Genomic DNA, 19,414 nt, shown 5'->3' on the forward strand with positions numbered 1-19,414 from the left:
CTTCGGGTGTTTCGGCAGGTCCGCAGAGGCGTGCCGCACACCTCGTCCGGCAAATGGGTAGAGACTGCGTGATAGCATCGCCCGTCATGCCCGGGGGTGCGACGCAGGCGAGAGCGCGGTGACGACGGCGCCAGGTCGTGGCGCGGCGTCAGGCGCGCCGAGCTGGGGTTGTCGGGGGCGACGCCAAATCGATGATGTCAATCAGCCGGTGAGCAGGGGTGGACCAGTCGTGACCGTCCGTCAATCGATCGTCTTCAACGGTGACCTCGGCAGCGGCAAGAGCACCGTCTCCGTCGAGATCGCCAAGCGGCTGGGGCTGCGCCGGGTCAGCGTCGGTGACCTCTACCGGCAGATGGCCCAGGAGCGGCAGATGACCGCCCTCCAGCTCAACCTGCACGCCGAGCTGGACCAGGCCGTCGACGGGTACGTCGACCAGCTCCAGCGGGACATCGCCGCCTCCGGCGAGCGCCTGGTGATGGACTCCCGGCTGGCCTGGCACTTCTTCACCGACGCGCTCAAGGTGCACATGATCACCGAGCCGACCGAGGCGGCCCGGCGGGTGCTGGCCCGCCCGTCCGGCCCGGCCGAGAGCTACACCTCGCTGGAGGAGGCCCGGGCCAAGCTCCGGGAGCGCAGCGAGAGCGAGCGCGGCCGGTTCCTGGTCCGGTACGGCGTCGACAAGGCGCGGCTGCGTAACTACGACCTGATCTGCGACACCACCCGGGCCACCCCGGAGCAGGTGATCCAGCACGTCATCGACGTGTTCGAGGGGCGGCTCGGCGAGGACGTGCTGCGTGAGGGCCAGCCGTTGCTGCTGCTGGACCCGGCCCGGGTCTACCCGACCGAGGACATCGCCACGCTGCGGGGCCTCTGGGACTCCGAGTTCGTCGGTGACGTGGCCGAGGCCGGCGACGAGGCCCTGGAGCCGCTCACCATCGGCTACACCGGGGAGTACTTCTTCGTGGTCGACGGACACCGCCGGCTCAGCGCCGCCCTGCAGAACGGCTTTCCGCTGGTGCCCGCCAAGCTGGTCGCCGAGGTCGACGAGCCGGTCGTCGGCGGGATGAGCGCGGTCGACTACTTCGCCGCCCAGGTCAACCCCAGCCTGATCCACGACTGGGCGGCCGCCCACGGGATCGCGCTGCCGCTGCCCGAGCACGCCCTGCTCGGCGGGGACGCGGTGCTGGCCGGGGAGCCGGGCGCCGGCGCCTGAGCAGGGGGCGGCGTCCTGGCCGGGCCGCCCGGGCGCCGGGTCCGGCTCACCTGCGTGGCTACGCCACCCTGCCCGTCACCGAGGGTGACGGGCCGCCGGGCGCCGATCGCGGTACGCCGGCGGGGGCCGCAGGGATGACTCCGTAGACTGGTACGGCACCACTCGTTTCAGACAAGGAGCCACTCCGCGTGACCGTTCAGCCCATCCGTCTGTTCGGGGATCCGGTGCTGCGCACGCCGGCCGACCGGGTCGTCGACTTCGACGCCGAGCTGCGCAAGCTGATCGCCGACCTGACCGACACGATGCGCGAGCAGAACGGTGCCGGCCTGGCCGCGCCGCAGCTCGGGGTGGGCCTGCGGGTGTTCACCTTCGACGTCGACGACGTCCTCGGGCACCTGGTGAACCCGGTGCTGGAGTTCCCCGACGAGGAGGAGCAGGACGGCCCGGAGGGCTGCCTGTCCATCCCCGGGCTCTACTTCGACACCAAGCGCCGGCAGAACGTCATCGCCAAGGGCTTCAACGGCTACGGGGATCCGCTGCAGATCGTCGGCACCGGCCTGATGGCCCGGTGCGTGCAGCACGAGACCGACCACCTCGACGGGGTGCTCTTCGTCGACCGCCTCGACCCGGCCGGCCGGAAGGCGGCCATGAAGGCGATCCGCCAGGCCGAGTGGTACGACGCGGGTGCCCCGCCGACCGTCAAGCTCAGCCCGCACGCCGCCGGCAACCCGTTCGGGCTGGGGCGGTGACCGGGTGCGTCTGATCTTCGCCGGCACGCCGGCCGTCGCCGTCCCCGCCCTGGACGCCGTCGCCGCGTCCCGTCACGAGCTGCTGGCCGTGGTGACCCGTCCCGACGCGCCCGCCGGCCGTGGCCGCGGCCTGGTCCGCTCGCCGGTCGGCGCCTGGGCCGACGCGCACGGCGTCGAGGTGCTCACCCCGGCGAAGCCGCGCGAGCCCGAGTTCCTGGACCGGCTCCGCGAGCTGGCCCCGGACTGCGTGCCGGTGGTCGCGTACGGCGCGCTGGTGCCGCCGGTGGCGCTGGAGATCCCCCGGCACGGCTGGATCAACCTGCACTTCTCGCTGCTCCCCGCCTGGCGGGGCGCGGCTCCCGTGCAGCACGCGGTGCTGCACGGCGACGAGGTGACCGGCGCCAGCGTCTTCCAGTTGGAGGCGGGGCTGGACACCGGCCCGGTGTACGGCACGCTCACCGACGAGATCCGCCCCACCGACACCTCCGGGGATCTGCTGGAGCGGCTCGCCCACGCGGGCGCGGGTCTGCTGGTGGCCGTCCTCGACGCGCTCGAGGACGGGACCGCCCGGGCCGAGCCGCAGCCCGCCGACGGGGTGTCCCTCGCGCCGAAGCTGACCGTCGAGGACGCCCGGGTCCGCTGGACCGACCCGGCGTTCGCCGTGGACCGGCGGATCCGCGCGTGCACGCCGGCCCCCGGCCCGTGGACGACCTTCCGCGGCGACCGGGTGAAGCTCGGCCCGGTCACCCCGGTGGCCGGTGGCCCGGAGCTGAAGCCCGGCGAACTGCTGGTCGAGAAGTCCCACGTGCTGGCCGGCACGGCCACCGTCCCGGTGCGGCTCGATGAGGTGCGGGCGGCCGGCAAGAAGGCCATGTCGGCGAGCGACTGGGCGCGCGGCGCCCGGGTCGTCGCCGGCGAGGAGTTCGCGTGACGGGGCCGGCCGAGCCCCGGGACGAGCGCTTCTCCGCCGGCGGGCCGCGCGGCGGGTCGGCCCGGCCGCCCGCCGGTGACCGCGCGGGACGGCCCCGCGACGGCGAGCGCTCCGGTGGTGGCGAGCGCGGTCCGCGGTACGCGTCCGACGACGCCGGCCGCTCCGGCGGTGGGCGCGGCGCGGGACGGTACGCCGGTCCCGAGCGCTCCCGAGAGGGCCGCCGGCCCGTCGGCGGGGAGCGGGCCGAGCGCCCGGCCCGGCCGGGGGAGCGGTCGCCTCGCGAGGGGCGCTTCGGCGCCGGCCGCCGGCCCGGCCGGCCGACCGTCGACCTGCCGCGGCACGTGGCGTACCAGGCGATCGCGGCGGTGCACCGGGACGACGCGTACGCCAACCTGGTGCTGCCGGCCATGCTGCGCGACGAGGGGATGGCCGGACGGGACGCCGCCTTCGCCACCGAGTTGACCTACGGCACGCTGCGGCACACCGGCACCCTGGACGCGATCATCACCGACGCCGCCGGCCGGGACGTGCAGCGGATCGACCCGCCGGTGCGGGACGCGCTGCGGCTCGGGGCATACCAGCTGCTGCACACCCGGGTCCCGGCGCACGCGGCGGTCTCCTCGACCGTGGACCTGGTCCGGGCGGTCGGCCCGGGCGCCACCGGCTTCGCCAACGCGGTGCTCCGAGAGGTGGCCACCCGCGACCTCGACGGCTGGGTGGCGAAGCTCGCCCCGTCGGAGCAGACCGACCCGATCGGGCACCTGGCACTGGCGTACAGCCATCCGCAGTGGATCGTCCGGGCCTTCGCCGAGGCGCTCGGCGGTGACCTGGGTGAGACGAGGCGGCTGCTCATCGAGGACAACGAGCGCCCCCCGGTGCATTTGTGCGCCCGGCCCGGCCTGGTCGACCCGATCGAGCTGGCCGACGAGGTCGGCGGGGCGCCGGGTGCCTTCTCGCCGTACGCCGTCTATCTGCCCGGCGGGGCGCCGGGGGAGCTGCCGGCGGTGGCCGAGGGACGCGCCCACGTCCAGGACGAGGGCTCCCAGCTGGTGGCGAACGCCCTGGCGGTCGCGCCGCTGGACGGCCCGGACGGTCGCTGGCTGGACCTGTGCGCCGGGCCCGGCGGCAAGGCCGGCCTGCTCGGCGCCCTCGCCGCGCAGCGCGGCGCCCGGCTCACCGCGGTCGAGGTGGCCGAGCACCGGGCGCGGCTGGTCGCGCAGGCCACCCGGGGCCTGCCGGTGAACGTGCTGAACACCGACGGGCGTACGGTCGGCTCGGATCCGAAGCTGCCCGAGGACCACTTCGACCGGGTGCTGGTCGACGCCCCGTGCACCGGGCTCGGTTCGCTGCGCCGGCGGCCCGAGTCCCGCTGGCGCCGGCAGCCGTCCGATCTGCCGCCGCTGGCCCGCCTGCAGCGGGAACTGCTCACCGCGGCGCTGCGCGCGGTCCGTCCGGGCGGGCTGGTCGCGTACGTGACCTGCTCGCCGCACATCGTGGAGACGCACGTGACGGTGACCGAGGCGTCCCGCCGGGCGGGGTTCCCGGTCGACTTCGTCGACGCCCGGCCGCTGCTGCCAGCGGGTATGCCGGGGCTCGGGGACGGGCCGACCGTGCAGCTGTGGCCGCAGCGGCACGGCACCGACGCGATGTTCCTGGCGGTGCTGCGGCGGGGCTGAGCAGCCACGTCCGGTGCCGCCTGGAGCAGACCCTGACCGGCCTTTTGCCCCGTGCCTGCCACCCGCCGGGCCTCCGCGGCCCGGCGGGTCGCGTGTCTCTTTTGCGCGCTACGAACTTGGTGGCGTGAACGATCCAGGGCGGTGTGACGCGGGCTGGCGGCTGACGTGAGTCATCTGCGCCATCAAGGTCGTACGCACGGCGAAGCCATCTGGCCGTGCCGGGCGGCAGTCCTTGACGGGCTTTGGGAGTTGATGTCGTCAACGGCTCAGCCGGTTCGTCAGGTGGTGTGCCCGGGAAGGGGCCTGGCCGGTGAGTCGTTTGTGATGTCAGCTCCAAAGGCGGACTGCGGTTGTCGTCCGTCGGCGCGGGCGCACACACGCGCGGGGTGGGGCATCTCGGCTGGGGGAGTGGGCATGCGGGATGTGACACCCCGTTGACTATTCGATCGACGCATGTAACTGTTCCGATCGCCGGTCCGTCGACACCGAGGGCCGCGCCGGAGCCCACGCGTCGCGCCCACCCCGCCCCGCCGACCCCACGAGGAGTCCACATGAGACACCGCACCCCGACCGCGGGCCTCACGCTCGCCCTCTTCGCCGCCGTGACGGCGACCCTGGCCGGTGCCCCCGCCTCTGCCGTCCCCGCGCCGGTGGCCGCTGCGCCGGTGGCCGCCGCGCCGGCCCTCGCCCTCGCGGCGCCGGACATCTCGGTGACCAACGTGCAGGCCCACCTCACCCAGTTCAACACCATCGCCACCAGCAGCGGGGGCAACCGGCGGGCGGGCTCGGCCGGCTACACCGCCTCGGTCGCCTACGTGAAGGGCAAGCTCCAGGCCGCCGGCTACACCGTCACCGAGCAGACCTGCACCACCTGCACCTACCCCGGCAGCAACCTGATCGCCGAGTGGCCGCAGGGCCCCGCCGACCAGGTGGTCATGTTCGGCGCCCACCTGGACGGCGTCTCCGCCGGCCCGGGGATCAACGACAACGGCTCCGGCTCGGCGACCCTGCTGGAGAACGCGCTGGTGCTCGCCGCGCAGAACCCGACCATGACCAAGCGGGTCCGGTTCGCCTGGTGGAACGGCGAGGAGCAGGGCCTTCAGGGCTCGAAGCACTACGTCAACCAGCTGACCACCACCCAGCGGGGCTACATCAAGGGCTACTACAACTTCGATATGGTCGCCTCGCCCAACGGCGGCTACTTCATCAACCGGGTCACCTCCACCACGGCCGCCCCGCTGAAGGCGTACTGGGACTCGCTCAATCTCCAGCCGGAGGAGAACACCGAAGGACAGGGCCGGTCCGACGACTACTCGTTCGCCAACGCCGGCATCCCCACCTCCGGCTACGCGGCGGGCGCCAGCTACACCAAGACCGCGGCGCAGGCCAGCAAGTGGGGCGGCACCGCGGGGGCGGCGTACGACGGCTGCTACCACCGCTCCTGCGACACCACGAGCAACATCAACGCGACCATCCTCAACCGCGCCGCGGACGGGATCGCGTACGCGATCTGGCAGCTCGCGGTAGGCGGCACCCCGACCAACGACTTCTCCGTCGCGGTGAGCCCGACCTCGGGCAGCGTGGCCCGGGGCGGTACCACCACCGCGACCGTCAGCACCGCCACCACCAGCGGGAGCGCCCAGACGGTCAGCCTCTCCGCCACCGGCGCGCCGAGCGGGGTGACCGTCTCGTTCAGCCCGTCCTCGGTCACCTCGGGCGGCTCGGCCACGATGACCGTCTCCGCCTCGTCGACCGCCGCCACCGGCACCTGGACCATCACGGTGACCGGCACCGGCTCGGTCACCCACAGCACCAGCTACACCCTCACCGTGACCGGCACGGGCGGCTGCGCCGGCGGGCAGCTCATCGGCAACAGCAGCTTCGAATCGGGCACCACCCCGTGGACCGCCAGCTCGGGCGTGATCACCAGCTCGTCGAGCCAGCCGGCCCGCACCGGGTCGTACAAGGCGTGGCTGGACGGGTACGGCACCAGCCACACCGACACGCTCTCGCAGTCGGTGACCCTCCCGACCGGCTGCGCCAGCTACACGCTGGCCTTCTGGCTGCACATCGACACCGCCGAGACCACCACGACCACGGCGTACGACAAGCTGACCGTGCAGGTCGGCACGACCACGTTGGCGACGTACTCGAACCTGAACGCCGCCGGCGGCTACCAGCAGCGGACCTTCAACCTGGCCGGGTACGCCGGGCAGACGGTGACGCTGAAGTGGACCGGCGTGGAGGACGCCTCCCTGCAGACCAGCTTCGTCGTGGACGACGTGACGCTGCAGGTCGGCTGACCGGTCGACGGGGCGGGACCGACCGGGGTCGGCCCCGCCCCCGCGCGGCTCACCGGACCGGCAGGGCCTTGCTGCCGGCGCCCTTCAGCGATTTCGTCAGCGTGCGCTCCGACACCCAGAGGAAGCACTGCACGCCCCGGTCGCCGTTCGTCCACTCCTCCTCGAAGGGGTGGTAGATGATCGTGCCGGACCGGTACTGCATGTCGCTGTTGTTCGGCACCTTGACGTACTTCGCGATCAGCCCCTGGCACGCCTTGTGTGCCCGCAGCGAGGTGCGCTTGAACTCGGCGTACGTGATGTCGGGGAACTGGTAGACCCCGACGAACTCGGCGTGGTGCTTGGCCGTGCAAGCGACCGGCTGCATCTGCTCGATGTCGTCCTTCTTGAGCTTCGGGTTGTAGCAGCCAAGGGTCAGCGGGGATCCCGGCGCCAGGGCGCCGCGCAGGCTGGCGGAGCGGGCGGTCACGCTGCGGTCGTCCAGGCTGGCCACCTCGGAGAGGTCGCAGCGGAACCAGCGGGCCCCACCGGCCCAGGCCGCCGGCGACGGGAAGACGACGGAGAGTTGCAGCCGTCCCGACCGCCAGTCGGCCCCGACCGCCTTGCTGACCCGCCCGTCACACTCCGCGTGCGCGGTCCGCATCCCCGTGGACCCGGCGCGCGGGGGTGCTCCCCGGTCGGCGTCCGGGCCGGACAGCGTGCCCACGTGCAGCGTCTCGCTGCGGTGCGACGCGGCGCAGTCGACCGGGTTGTAGCCGCTGAGGTAGCCGATGTCCTGGATCGTGGGATGGCAGACCCCGGCCTCCGGCAGGAAGGCCTTGGCCGCCGGAACGACGGGCCAGTCGTCGGTCAGGTCCCGGTCCACCCCCGCCGGCGCGCCGCATCCGGCGAGCGCCAGTGCCACCGTCATGCCGACGGCTAGCGCCGTCCCCCATCGCCGCATCGCGCACCGACCTCCCCGTCGCCGACCGCCTGCTTCGACCGTTTCCGGCTCGGCGCGCGCCGCGCCGCGACCCCCGGAACGGTCGACTGCCACGGCGGTGCAGCATACGGCACCGGCGCTCAGATTACGGGGAGTCCCTCCGGCACCGACTGTCGTGACCGTCCCTGTTGGAGTGTCGCCGGCTTCCGGTCGTTCGGCCGGTGGCGGACGGCCTTTCGTGCCGAGTTCCCGCATTCGACGGGTTGGTGCCGCACCGGGGGTCACGTCTGGATCACAGCGAGTCTCCGTCGGTGCCGCGCTGCGGACGGCGGGTGACCGCGTTCGTACACTGGCCCGGTGACCGTACCGCCGCCGATCGTCGCGCCCAGCATCCTGGCCGCCGATTTCGCCCGCCTCGCCGACGAGGTCCGCGCCGTCGAGCACGCCGCCGACTGGTTGCACGTGGACGTGATGGACAACCACTTCGTGCCGAACCTGACCATCGGGTTGCCGGTGGTGCAGAGCCTGCGCGCGGTGACCCAGCTGCCCTTCGACGTGCACCTGATGATCGAGGACCCGCGTCGCTGGGCCCCCGGGTACGCCGACGCCGGCGCGTACAACGTCACCTTCCACGCCGAGGCGTGCGACGACCCGGTGGCGCTGGCCAAGGACCTCCGCTCGGCCGGCGCGAAGGCGGGGCTGGCCATCGACCGGGACACCCCGATCGAGCCGTACCTGGAGCTGCTGCCCAGCTTCGACACGTTGCTGATCATGACGATCAAGGCCGGCTTCGGCGGCCAGCGGTTCATCCCGCAACTGCTCGACAAGGTGCGTACCGCCCGGGAGCACGTCGACAGCGGCCACCTGGAGCTGCGGATCGAGGTTGACGGCGGGATCGCCGCCGACACCATCGAGCAGGCCGCCGCGGCGGGTGCCGACGCCTTCGTCGCGGGCACCGCGGTCTACGGCGCCGACGATCCCGCGGAGGCGGTACGCCGCCTGCGCGCCCTGGCGGAACGCGCGGCCCACGGGGCCTGACGTGGACCCGGCCGGCGAGCGACCCGACGTCATCCTGGTCGTCGACGACGACGAGGACATTGCCCGTTTCGTCGAGTTCAACCTGCGCCTGCACGGTTTCGAGGTGCTGCACGCCAGTGACGGCCAGGAGGCCCTGGACGTTATCGAGCAGCAGCGGCCGGACCTGGCCGTGGTGGATCTCATGATGCCCCGGATCGACGGCCTGGAGCTGACCCGGCGACTACGCGCCGACCCGATGACCTCGGCCCTCCCGGTGATCATGCTGACCGCCAAGGGGATGACCTCCGACAAGGTCAACGGCCTCAGCGCGGGCGCCGACGACTACCTGGTCAAACCCTTCGACACCGCCGAGCTGGTCGCCCGGGTGAGCTCCACGCTGCGTCGCAACAAGGAGTTCCGCGAGGTCTCCCCGCTGACCGGGCTGCCCGGCAACAGCCGGATCCGGCGGGAGATCAGCGACCGGGTGCGCAACGGCGCCGACTACGCCGTCGGGTACATCGACATCGACCGGTTCAAGAGCGTCAACGACCGGTACGGCTTCGTCCGCGGCGACGAGTTCATCTCGGCGCTGGCCCGCAGCCTGCATCGGGCGGTGGTGTCGATCGGCCTGCCGCCGGCCTTCCTCGGCCACGTCGGCGGTGACGACTTCGTCATCGTCTGCACCCCCGAGCAGGTCCGCCCGCTGACCTTCCGGGCGGTGGAGGACTTCGAGAAGGCCGCCGACGCCCTCTACGACCCGATCGACCGGGAGCGCGGCTTCGTCGAGCTGAAGGACCGGCGGGGCAACATCCGCCGGGCCGCCCTGGTCACCCTCTCCATCGGGGTCTCCCTCTCCGATCCCGGGAAGCGCTTCACCAACCCCCTGGAGGCGATCGCCGTCGCCTCCGAGATGAAGACGGTCGCCAAGAGCCAACCCGGGTCGTACGTCGCGGTCGACCGCAGGCGCGGCGTTACGTGATCGTGCGGTCTTCCCTGTGAGGTACCTCGCCTATGTGGCGCGGCCCCCCACCCGGCGTGTAAGACTTCCGATGTACCCACCACGCGCTGGCGGGGCTCGGTGAAATTCCGAACCGGCGGTGATCCACGGTCCGACCGTGGTAAGCCCGCGACCCGGACGGCTCTGCCGCCCGGTGGACCTGGTGAGAATCCGGGGCCGACGGTTGGGGCGCGGCTCGTCCGCCCCCAGACAGTCCGGATGGGAGACAGCGCGCGGGACGGGGAGGCCCCTGCCGGCCGCTGACACCCTCAGCCGCCGCGTGGGCTTCTCGGGGTCGGCGCTGCCGTCCCCGGATCTCCGCCGCCGCGTGTCCGCGGCATCCGTGCCGACTCCCAGCCCCGCCCGCGCGACCGGCGAGCGAGAGGGCAGGGGCAGGCGATGGCGAGCGTCTCCGTCGACGAGGCGATGCGTCGTGCGATCGTGCTGGCCGCCCGCGGTCTCGGCACCACCAGCCCCAACCCGGTGGTCGGCTGCGTGCTCCTCGACTCGGCCGGTGAGATCGTCGGCGAGGGATTCCACGCGTACGCGGGCGGCCCGCACGCCGAGATCGTCGCCCTCGCCCAGGCCGGCACGCGGGCCCGCGGCGGCACCGCCGTGGTCACCCTGGAACCCTGCGACCACACCGGCCGCACCGGCCCCTGCAGCCACGCGCTCATCGCCGCCGGGGTCGCCCGGGTGGTGGTCGCCGTCCCGGACCCCAACCCGGTCGCCTCCGGCGGCGCGGCCACCCTGCGCGCCGCCGGGATCCAGGTCGAGACGGGGGTACGCGCCGAGGAGGCCGAGGACGGCAACGTCGCCTGGCTCACCTCGATGCGCCGCGGCTGGCCGTACCTGATCTGGAAGTACGCGGCCACGTTGGACGGGCGCTCGGCGGCGGCCGACGGCACCAGCATGTGGATCACCTCGGAGGCGGCCCGGATCGACGTGCACGCGCTGCGCGGCACCGTCGACGCGGTGATCGCCGGAGTGGGCACCGTGCTCGCCGACGACCCCCGGCTCACCGCCCGCAACCTGCGCGACGGCACCCTCGCCATCCGGCAGCCGCTGCGCGTGGTGGTGGACAGCTCCGGGCGTACCCCGGCCGACGCCCGGGTCCGCGACGGCGCCGCCCGGACCTGGATCGCCACCGCCGCGGAGGTCGGGGCCGGCCCGGACGGCCGGGTCGACCTGCCGGCGCTGCTCGCCGAGCTGCACCACCGCGGCGTGCGGGCCGCCCTGCTGGAGGGCGGTCCACGGCTGGCCGGCGCGTTCCTCGCCGCCGGCCTGGTCGACAAGGTCGTCGGGTACGTCGCGCCGAAGCTGCTCGGCGCCGGCCCGACCGCGCTGCTCGACGCGGGCGTGACGACCATCGCCGACGCCATCGATCTGGAGATCACCGACGTTACGCAGGTCGGCCCCGACCTGCGGATTACCGCGCTGCCCCGGAAGAGGGAGGGCTGAATGTTCACCGGCATCGTCGAGGAGCTGGGTGAGGTGGTCCGGACCACCGAGACCGGAGGCGACTCCGCGCTGGTCGCCATCCGTGGCCCGCTGGTCACCTCGGACGCCCGGCACGGCGACTCCATCGCCGTCAACGGGGTCTGTCTGACCGTGGTCGACGTCGACGGCGGCGTCTTCACCGCCGACGTGATGGGGGAGACCCTGCGACGCACCGCGCTCGGCGCGTTGCGCCCGGGCGACCCGGTCAACCTGGAGCGGGCCGCCGCGCTCGGCAGCCGGCTCGGCGGGCACCTGGTGCAGGGGCACGTCGACGGGGTGGGCGAGATCGTCTCCCGGGAGCCGGCCGCCCAGTGGGAGACGGTCCGTTTCCGGCTCCCCGCCGCGCTCTCCCGGTACGTGGTGGAGAAGGGCTCGATCACCGTCGACGGCGTCTCGCTGACCGTCGCCGACGTCGGTGACGACTGGTTTGCGGTCGGGCTGATCCCCACCACCCTCAAACTCACCACGCTCGGCGCCAAGCGGCCCGGCGACCCGGTGAACCTCGAGGTGGACGTGCTGGCCAAGTACGTCGAGCGGCTGCTCGCCGGTGGCGCGCCCGGCCCGGGCGGTGACCGCTGATGGGCCCGCTCGGCTGGCTGCTCGACGCGCAGCTCCAGGTCGCCGGTTCGCCGGTGCTGGTCCGGGAGATCGTCGGCAACGTCTTCGGCCTCGCCTCGGCGCTGCTCGGGCTGCGCCGGCTGGTATGGGCCTGGCCGATCGGCATGATCGGCAACGCCCTGCTGTTCACCGTCTTCCTCGGCGGGGTCTTCGCCACGCCGCAGGCGCACGACCTCTACGGCCAGGCCGGCCGGCAGGTCTTCTTCTTCGCGGTGAGCCTGTACGGCTGGTGGCGCTGGTCGCGCAGCCGGCGGGCCGGCGGCGGGGAGCAGCCGGCGGTCGTCCCGCGTTGGGCCACCGGCCGGGAGCGGCTCGGTCTGCTCGCCGCCGCGCTGGTCGGCACGGCCGCCGCGTACCCGGTGCTGGCCGCGCTCGGCTCGTGGGGGCCGCTGCCGGACGCCTGGATCCTGGTCGGCAGCCTGCTCGCCACGTACGGCATGGCCCGCGGCTGGGTGGAGTTCTGGCTGGTCTGGATCGCCGTCGACGCGGTCGGCGTACCGCTGCTGCTGCGCGGCGGCTTCTACCCGTCGGCCGCCATGTACCTGGTCTACGGCGGGTTCTGCGTGGCCGGCCTGGCCGCCTGGTGGCGTGCCTCCCGGGCCGCCCCGCCCGCCCGCACCCCGATCCCGCCGACGTACTCGGAGGCCGTGGCATGACCAGCTTTGGGAGTATCGAGCAGGCGGTGGCGGACATCGCCGCCGGCCGGCCGGTCGTCGTGGTCGACGACGAGGACCGGGAGAACGAGGGCGACCTGATCTTCGCGGCCGAGCTGGCCACGCCGGAGCTGGTCGCGTTCATGGTCCGCTACACGTCCGGCTACATCTGCGTTCCGCTGACCGAGAGCGAGTGCGACCGGCTGGACCTGCCGCCCATGCACCACACCAACCAGGACCGGCGGGGCACCGCGTACACGGTGACCGTGGACGCCCGGGAGGGGGTCAGCACGGGGATCTCCGCGGCCGACCGGTCGCACACCATCCGGCTGCTCGCCGACGCGGCGACCGACCCGACCGACCTGGCCCGTCCCGGGCACGTGGTGCCGCTGCGGGCCCGAGAGGGCGGGGTGCTGCGCCGGGCCGGGCACACCGAGGCGGCGGTCGATCTGACCCGGCTGGCCGGGCTGCGTCCGGCCGGGGTGCTGTGCGAGCTGGTCAACGACGACGGCACCATGATGCGCCTGCCCGACCTGGAGAAGTTCTGCGCCGAGCACGGGCTGACCCTGGTCACCATCGCCGACCTGATCGCCCACCGGCGGCGTACCGAGAAGCAGGTGGAGCAGATCGCCGTGGCGCGGATGCCCACCCCGTACGGGGTGTTCCGGGCGTACGGCTACCGCAGCGAGCACGACCCGGCCGAGCATGTCGCGCTGGTCATGGGCGACCTCGGCGACGGGCGGGACGTGCTGGTCCGGGTGCACTCCGAGTGCCTCACCGGGGACGTCTTCGGCTCGCTGCGCTGCGACTGCGGCCCGCAGTTGCAGGCCGCCCTGGCCCGGGTGGCCCAGGAGGGCCGCGGGGTGGTGCTCTACGTGCGCGGGCACGAGGGGCGCGGCATCGGCCTGCTGCACAAGCTGCGCGCGTACCAGCTCCAGGACCAGGGCCGGGACACCGTGGACGCGAACCTCGAGCTGGGGTTGCCCGCCGACGCCCGGGACTACGGGACCGGCGCGCAGATCCTCTACGACCTCGGCGTCCGCTCGATGCGGCTGTTGACCAACAACCCGGCCAAGCGGGCCGGCCTGGAGGGGTACGGCCTCACGGTGAGCGGCCGCGAGGGGCTGCCCGTGCGGTCCAACCCGGAGAACGTGCGTTACCTGCGGACCAAGCGGGACCGGATGGGCCACCTCCTGGAGGGGCTGGACGAGGTGACGGAGGCGCCGATGGGCCGCCCGGTCGCCGGTGACGAGATCGGAGCGTAGGCATGGCGGGTTTCGGGGAACCGGGCGTCACCTCGGTGGACGCGGCCGGGCTCACCGTCGGCATCGTGGCCGCGCGCTGGCACGGCGACCTCACCGACCACATGGTCGACCGGGCGGTCGCCGCCGCCGAGGCGTGCGGCGCGCGGGCCGTGGTGGCCCGGGTGGCCGGATCGGTGGAGCTGCCCGTGGTGGCCCAGGCGATGGCCCGCCGGTACGACGTGGTGGTCGCCCTCGGCGTGGTGGTCCGGGGCGCCACGGCGCACTTCGACTACGTCTGCAAGTCGGTGACGGAGGGGCTGACCCGGGTCGCGCTCGACGAGGGCAAGCCGGTGGCGCACGGGGTGCTCACCGTGGAGACCGTCGAGCAGGCCCGGGACCGGGCTGGGCTGCCCGGCTCGGCGGAGGACAAGGGCTGGGCGGCCACGGTCGCGGCGCTGGACGCCGCCCTGGCCATCCGCGGCCTCGACGCCACCAACGGCCACCGGGTCGGCTTCGGCGGCTGACGCCGCCGCCCCGCAGGCCGCCGAGGTAGCCGGCGCGGAATCGCCGAGATGGCGGTGTCCAGGACGTCCGGACACCGCCACCTCGCCGACCTGCAGCGGGCCTAGCCCGCGGTCGCCGACGGCGAGCCGACGGTGACCGGCGTGGGCGTCGCCCCTTGCGGCGTGGCGGCGGGCGGGGTGAGGCGGCGGCCGGTGAGCAGGTAGCCGGTCGCGGCCACCAGCAGCGCGCCGATCACCCCGTACAGCAGCCGGTAGTCGACCAGGCCGACCAGGAGCGCGCCCGCCCCGATCGCCACCGCCTGCGGGCCGCTGGCCAGCGCGTCCAGCGCGGCCGAGACCCGGCCGACCAGGTCCCCGGGGGTACGCCGCTGGATCAGCGTCATGATGCCCACCATCGCGGCCGGCAGCCCGAGCCCGATCAGCACGCTGGCGGTGACGGCGAGCCCCAGGGCCGGCCGGACCAGGGCCAGGCTGCCGGCGGCCAGAGCGGCCATGCCGAGCGCCATGGTGCCCAGTTCCCCGAGCCGGCGCACCAGCGCCGCCGAGGCGAGGCCGCCGACCAGCCCGCCGATCCCCTGGAGCGAGACCAGCACCCCCAGGAAGGCCGGCTCCCGGCCGAGCCCCTGGTCGACGTACGCGAACCACAGCGTCTCCCCGAACCCGAGCCCGATGGTGGCGACCACCGCCGCCAGCAGTGCCCGGCGCAGCGCGGGCTCGGCCATCAGGTGCCGGGCCCCGGCGACCAGGGCACCGCGCCCGCCGGCGGCAAGGACGTCGGCTCCGCCCGAGGGCACCGCCCCGGTCGGCGCGGCGCCGGGGTCGCCGCCGGCCGCCGACCCGAACCCGTCACCCGCAACCGGAGCCGGAGCGCGGCCCAGCCCCAGCCCGACCGCGCCGGCCACCAGGAAGCCGAGCGCGCAGGTGGCGGCCAGCGCAGGTCCGCCGAGCAGCACGTAGAGGCCGGCACCGAGCAGCGGACCGGCCAGCCGCAGCCCCTGCTTGACGGTCTGGGACGCGCCGTTGGCGTCAGGCAGCAGATCGGCCGGGACCAGCTCCTGCACGAGCGCGGTGATCGTCGCGCCGAGCGCGATGTAGGAAAGCCCGTAGCCGGCGGCGACCGCGTACACGATCCAAAGCCGGCCGTCGTCGCGGACCGCCAGCAGCGGCAGCAGCAGCACGGCAGTGGCCACGTTGAGCGCCACGAAGAGCGTTCGGCGGGGCACCCGGTCGACCACCCAGCCGACGAGCGGGGCCAGCACCATCGGCGCGGTCAGCGCGACGAAGGTGGCGCCGGCCAGCCCGTCGGAGCCGGTCAGCTCCTTCACCCACACGGCCAGGGCCAGGAGGAGGACCGACTCGGCGATCATGCTGACGGTCAACGCGAGGAAGAACAGCCGGAAGTCCGGCCGGCGCAGCAGGTGTCTCATCGTTCCCCGTTCCGCTCCGCGTCGGTGTCGCCGACGACCGGTCCGTGTTCCATGTCCTTCCCGGCGTCGGTGCCACCGACGACCGGCCCGTCGACCTCGGGTACGCCCCAGGCCATCAGCCGCACCGGCCGGGAACCCGGCGGTCGGGCCGCCGGGTCGGAGAGCCGGTCCAGATGGCGCCCGAACAGCGACCGGAGCTCCTCCTTCAGATCGCCGAGCTCGTCGGCGGTGTACCAGCCGATGAACTGGTTGAAGAAGCCGGCGTCCCGCCAGGCGGGGGACTGCTGCCGGCGGATGGCCATCCAGTCCCGGAGCTTGCGGTATTCCAGGTCGAGCAGGACCTGGGCGGCCGCGTCACCGGCCCGCGCCAGCTCCGGGCTCTCCTCGCCCTCGCCCCACCGGTGCCCGTCGGTGACCAGCCGCCACGGTCGCTGCCGGCCGGTGCCGCCGCCGGCCTCGGCGACGAAGCCGTACCGGGCGAGCTGACGCAGGTGCCAGGAGCAGTTCGCCGGGCTCTCGCCGACCCGTTCGGCCACCTCGGTCGCGGTCAGTGGGCCGTACAGGCCGACGGCGTCGAGGATGCGCAGTCGCAACGGGTGCGTCAGGGCGCGGAGGGTGTCGACGTCGGTGATCTCGCGGGGCTGCTGCTCGGGCATGCGTCGAAGCATACCTTTCGAAAGGCAACCTTCGAAAGTTCTGTTTCCATGATGTTCGTGATTGACTTCCGACCGGCCGGCCCCGGCCGGCCCCGGCCGTCAGAGCCGGCCGGCCTCGATGATTCGGCTGAGGAACTGCCGGGTACGCGGCTGCGTCGGCTCGCCGAGCACCTGCCCCGGTGGCCCGGCCTCCACCACCCGGCCCCCGTCGAGGAAGCAGACCTGGTCGGCGACCTCCCGGGCGAACCCCATCTCGTGGGTGGCCAGCACCATAGTCATCCCATCGGCCTTGAGGTCGCGGATCATCGTCAGCACCTCGCCTACCAGTTCCGGGTCCAGCGCGGACGTGACCTCGTCCAGCAGCATCAGCCTGGGCGAGTTGGCCAGGGCCCGGACGATCGCCACCCGCTGCTGCTGCCCGCCGGAGAGCCGGTCCGGGTAGGCGTCCGCCTTCGCGCCCAACCCCACCCGGTCGAGCAGCTCCCGGGCCTGGGCGTCGGCCTCGGCCCGCGCCCGCCGGTGCACCCGCCGGGGCGCCAGGGTGATGTTCTCCAGCACGGTGAGGTGCGGGAAGAGGTTGTACGACTGGAAGACCATCCCGATCCGGCGGCGGACCAGGTCCGGGTCGACACGGGGGTCGGAGATCTCCTCCCCGTCCAGCTCGATGCACCCGTCGTCCAGCTCCTCCAGCAGGTTGACGCAGCGCAGCAGGGTCGACTTGCCCGACCCCGACGCCCCGATCAGCGCCACCACCTGATGCTCGTCGACGGTCAGGTCGAGCCCGTCGAGCACTACGTGGCCGCCGAACTCCTTGCGCAGCCCACGGCAGGTCAGCACCGGCATCTCAGCCTCCGGACTGGCGTCGGGCCGAGCGCAGCGTCACCCAGTCGGTGACCGCGATCAGCGGGATGGCGAGCAGCACGAACAACACCCCGGCCAGGATGTAGGGGGTGTAGTTGAAGGTCTCCGCGGTGGCGATCTGGGCCGCGCGGACCGCGTCGATCGGCCCGGCCAGGGAGACCAGGCCCACATCCTTCTGCAACGCCACCACGTCGTTGAGCAGTGGCGGGGCGACCCGGCGGACGGCCTGTGGCAGCACCACGTGCCGCATGGTCTGTCGGTAGGTCAGCCCGAGCGACCGGGCGGCGGCGAGCTGGCTGGGGTGGATCGACTCGATGCCGGCCCGGAACACCTCCGCCAGGTAGCCGCCGTAGGTGAGCACCAGCGCGAGGCCGCCGAGCACCAGCACCGGCGGCATGCCCTGCAGGCGCAGCCCGGGCACGCCGAGAGTAAGCACGTACAACACGATGATCAGCGGCAGGCCGCGGAAGGTGTAGGTGTAGCCGGCCGCGAGCGCCCGCACCGGGAAGAAGACCGGGCCGCGCAGCGTCCGCAGGAGCGCGATCAGCAGCCCGAGCAGCAGCGCGCCGGCGGCGCAGCAGACCAGCAGCCGGACGTTGAGCCACAACCCGGCGAGCACCGCCGGCAGGGCGTCCCGGGCGATCGAGGGGTCCAGGAACGACTCGCGGACCCGGTCCCACCCGGGCGCGCCGGTGACCGCGAGGACCAGCAGTGTGCCGAGCGCCGCCGTCGAGGAGGCGGCGACCAGCACGCTGCGCACGGTCTGCCGCCGCCGGTACGCGGTCCGCCTCAGCTGGGCGGCGGAGGGGGTGTGTTCAAGCAGGCTCACGTCAGCTCGGTCGCTCCGGCCACCTGGGCGAGCCACTTCTGCTCCAGCTGCTTCAGCGTGCCCGCCTCCTCGAGCTTGCCGACGGCCGCGTCGAGGCACGGGGTGAGCCGGGAGTTCTTGTCCAGGAGCAGCCCGAACGCCTCGGGTGCGCCGACCTGCGGTAGCTGGCCGACGATGGTGGCGTCGGTGAGTTCCGCCCCGGTGATGTAGAAGGCGGTCGGGAGGTCCACCACGAGGCCGTCGAGCTGGCCGTTCTGCAGCGCCTTCTTGGCGTCGTCGTTGCTGTTGTAGACCTGCGGCTTCGGGGTCGGCTTGATCACGTCGGTGATCGCCTGGTAGCTGGTGGTGCCGACCTGGGCGCCGAGGGTGGCGTCCTTGAGGTCGGCCAGGGTCTTCGCTCCGGCGATCTTCGAGGACTTGAGCGCGATCACGGTCTGCCGCACCCGATAGTAGGGCGCGGAGAAGTCGACCGCCCGCTTGCGCTCCTCGGTGATGGAGAACTGGTTGACGTCGAAGTCGAAGCTCTTCGGGCCGGGAGCGATGGCGGTGTCGAACTTGACCCGTGTCCAGGTGACGTCCTCGCGGGCGTACCCGAGCTGCTCCGCCACCGCGTACGCGACGGCGGCCTCGAAGCCCTCGCCGTTCTCCGGCTTGTTCTCGCGGAACCACGGCTCGTACGCCGGCTCGTCAGTGGCGATGGTGAGTTTGCCCGGGGTCCGCGTCGGCAGGCTGTCCTTCGCGCAGGACGCCGCGGCCGCGCCGGTGGGGCTGGCGGTGGTGGTGGTCTTCCCGTCGTCCTGCGGGGCGCAGCCGGCCACCGCGACGGCGGTGGCGGCGGCGAGGGTGAGCGCGACGATCCGTGAGCTGCTGGCCATGGCGGACAGCGTAGAGCCAGGCGCGTTCGGGGCCGAAGCGTGTCCCACCGTGGTGGTAGGGAATTCCGTCACACCGCTCCGCGCGCCGTCCCGGCCGGTGGGCCCGGCCCGACCCGCCGCACGCGGCCCGGCCGGTGAACTGGAAGAATCGCCTTCCGTGAAGACGTTCGAGGAGTTGTTCGCCGAGCTGCAGGCCAAGGCCGCCGCCGGCACCCCGGGCTCGGGCACGGTCGCCGCGCTCGAGCAGGGGGTGCACTTCATCGGCAAGAAGGTGGTCGAGGAGGCGGCCGAGTCGTGGATGGCCGCCGAGCACGAGGGGCCGGAGCGGGCCGCCGAGGAGATCTCCCAGCTGCTCTACCAGGCCCAGGTGCTGATGCTCGCCACCGGTCTCGAGCTCAAGGACGTCTACCGACATCTGTGAG

Annotated in this window: 19 protein-coding genes and 1 riboswitch; of the genes, 13 read left to right on the forward strand and 6 right to left on the reverse strand. The window is 73.4% G+C overall.

Annotated elements, in window-relative coordinates:
- Positions 1-229: 229 nt before the first annotated feature.
- The 5 genes from ACGF4F_RS28750 (at position 230) to ACGF4F_RS28770 (ending at position 6,872) form a co-directional block, all read left to right on the forward strand.
- Entirely contained in the window at positions 230-1,213 is a 984-nt protein-coding gene (locus ACGF4F_RS28750) for an AAA family ATPase (RefSeq protein ID WP_357442671.1), read from the forward strand.
- A 188-nt stretch (positions 1,214-1,401) separates the two neighbouring features.
- A complete protein-coding gene (gene def, locus ACGF4F_RS28755; RefSeq protein ID WP_073835274.1) occupies positions 1,402-1,962 on the forward strand; it encodes a peptide deformylase in 561 nt (186 codons plus the stop codon).
- 4 nt (positions 1,963-1,966) lie between these two features.
- Positions 1,967-2,893, forward strand: coding sequence for a methionyl-tRNA formyltransferase (gene fmt, locus ACGF4F_RS28760; protein ID WP_357442673.1), 927 nt, complete (start codon positions 1,967-1,969; stop codon positions 2,891-2,893).
- A complete protein-coding gene (locus tag ACGF4F_RS28765; protein WP_393082067.1) occupies positions 2,890-4,569 on the forward strand; it encodes an RsmB/NOP family class I SAM-dependent RNA methyltransferase in 1,680 nt (559 codons plus the stop codon). Before fmt ends, ACGF4F_RS28765 begins: the two co-directional genes overlap by 4 nt.
- Positions 4,570-5,120: 551 nt before the next feature.
- Positions 5,121-6,872 carry a M28 family metallopeptidase gene (locus ACGF4F_RS28770; RefSeq protein WP_357442675.1) on the forward strand — a complete coding sequence of 584 codons (1,752 nt, stop codon included), beginning with the start codon at positions 5,121-5,123 and terminating at the stop codon, positions 6,870-6,872.
- Positions 6,873-6,921: 49 nt separating this feature from the next.
- On the opposite strand, the gene ACGF4F_RS28775 is transcribed toward ACGF4F_RS28770, so the two are convergent.
- The gene (locus tag ACGF4F_RS28775; protein ID WP_357442677.1) at positions 6,922-7,812 is read right to left on the reverse strand and encodes a septum formation family protein; all 891 of its coding nucleotides are present in this window, start codon (positions 7,810-7,812) and stop codon (positions 6,922-6,924) included.
- Between the two features lie 336 nt (positions 7,813-8,148).
- Between ACGF4F_RS28775 and rpe the strand changes: the two genes are divergently transcribed.
- The 7 genes from rpe to ribH all read left to right on the forward strand — a co-directional run bounded on the left by rpe (position 8,149) and on the right by ribH (position 14,344).
- Complete coding sequence (gene rpe / locus ACGF4F_RS28780; RefSeq protein ID WP_357442679.1) at positions 8,149-8,829, forward strand: ribulose-phosphate 3-epimerase; 681 nt, start codon at positions 8,149-8,151, stop codon at positions 8,827-8,829.
- Position 8,830: 1 nt separating this feature from the next.
- Entirely contained in the window at positions 8,831-9,787 is a 957-nt protein-coding gene (locus ACGF4F_RS28785) for a response regulator (RefSeq protein ID WP_387280644.1), read from the forward strand.
- Positions 9,788-9,868: 81 nt separating this feature from the next.
- Positions 9,869-10,040, forward strand: a riboswitch (FMN riboswitch).
- 164 nt (positions 10,041-10,204) lie between these two features.
- Complete coding sequence (gene ribD / locus ACGF4F_RS28790) at positions 10,205-11,266, forward strand: bifunctional diaminohydroxyphosphoribosylaminopyrimidine deaminase/5-amino-6-(5-phosphoribosylamino)uracil reductase RibD (RefSeq protein ID WP_357442683.1); 1,062 nt, start codon at positions 10,205-10,207, stop codon at positions 11,264-11,266.
- Complete coding sequence (locus ACGF4F_RS28795; protein ID WP_357442685.1) at positions 11,267-11,884, forward strand: riboflavin synthase; 618 nt, start codon at positions 11,267-11,269, stop codon at positions 11,882-11,884.
- Complete coding sequence (gene pnuC, locus ACGF4F_RS28800) at positions 11,884-12,579, forward strand: nicotinamide riboside transporter PnuC (RefSeq protein WP_357442687.1); 696 nt, start codon at positions 11,884-11,886, stop codon at positions 12,577-12,579. The genes ACGF4F_RS28795 and pnuC overlap by 1 nt, the downstream gene beginning before the upstream one ends.
- Positions 12,576-13,841 carry a bifunctional 3,4-dihydroxy-2-butanone-4-phosphate synthase/GTP cyclohydrolase II gene (locus ACGF4F_RS28805; protein WP_357442689.1) on the forward strand — a complete coding sequence of 422 codons (1,266 nt, stop codon included), beginning with the start codon at positions 12,576-12,578 and terminating at the stop codon, positions 13,839-13,841. The genes pnuC and ACGF4F_RS28805 overlap by 4 nt, the downstream gene beginning before the upstream one ends.
- Before the next feature lie 2 nt (positions 13,842-13,843).
- Positions 13,844-14,344 carry a 6,7-dimethyl-8-ribityllumazine synthase gene (ribH, locus tag ACGF4F_RS28810; RefSeq protein ID WP_357442691.1) on the forward strand — a complete coding sequence of 167 codons (501 nt, stop codon included), beginning with the start codon at positions 13,844-13,846 and terminating at the stop codon, positions 14,342-14,344.
- A gap of 101 nt (positions 14,345-14,445) precedes the next feature.
- On the opposite strand, the gene ACGF4F_RS28815 is transcribed toward ribH, so the two are convergent.
- The 5 genes from ACGF4F_RS28815 to ACGF4F_RS28835 all read right to left on the reverse strand — a co-directional run bounded on the left by ACGF4F_RS28815 (position 14,446) and on the right by ACGF4F_RS28835 (position 18,992).
- Positions 14,446-15,771 (reverse strand): MFS transporter, encoded by a 1,326-nt coding sequence (locus tag ACGF4F_RS28815; RefSeq protein ID WP_357442693.1) that lies wholly within the window; start codon positions 15,769-15,771, stop codon positions 14,446-14,448.
- Positions 15,768-16,427, reverse strand: coding sequence for a helix-turn-helix domain-containing protein (locus ACGF4F_RS28820; RefSeq protein WP_357442695.1), 660 nt, complete (start codon positions 16,425-16,427; stop codon positions 15,768-15,770). Before ACGF4F_RS28820 ends, ACGF4F_RS28815 begins: the two co-directional genes overlap by 4 nt.
- 99 nt (positions 16,428-16,526) lie before the next feature.
- Entirely contained in the window at positions 16,527-17,270 is a 744-nt protein-coding gene (locus ACGF4F_RS28825; RefSeq protein ID WP_357442697.1) for an amino acid ABC transporter ATP-binding protein, read from the reverse strand.
- A gap of 1 nt (position 17,271) precedes the next feature.
- The gene (locus ACGF4F_RS28830; protein ID WP_073835288.1) at positions 17,272-18,117 is read right to left on the reverse strand and encodes an amino acid ABC transporter permease; all 846 of its coding nucleotides are present in this window, start codon (positions 18,115-18,117) and stop codon (positions 17,272-17,274) included.
- Entirely contained in the window at positions 18,114-18,992 is an 879-nt protein-coding gene (locus ACGF4F_RS28835; RefSeq protein ID WP_357442699.1) for an ABC transporter substrate-binding protein, read from the reverse strand. The genes ACGF4F_RS28830 and ACGF4F_RS28835 overlap by 4 nt, the downstream gene beginning before the upstream one ends.
- Before the next feature lie 139 nt (positions 18,993-19,131).
- Here ACGF4F_RS28835 and ACGF4F_RS28840 point away from each other — a divergent pair, with 139 nt between their 5' ends.
- Positions 19,132-19,413: a phosphoribosyl-ATP diphosphatase gene (locus ACGF4F_RS28840; RefSeq protein WP_357442788.1), complete on the forward strand. Its 282-nt coding sequence runs from the start codon at positions 19,132-19,134 to the stop codon at positions 19,411-19,413.
- Position 19,414: the final 1 nt, after the last annotated feature.

The sequence above is a fragment of the Micromonospora sp. NPDC047740 genome (assembly GCF_043204735.1).
In the GTDB taxonomy this organism is placed as follows: Bacteria; Actinomycetota; Actinomycetes; order Mycobacteriales; family Micromonosporaceae; genus Micromonospora.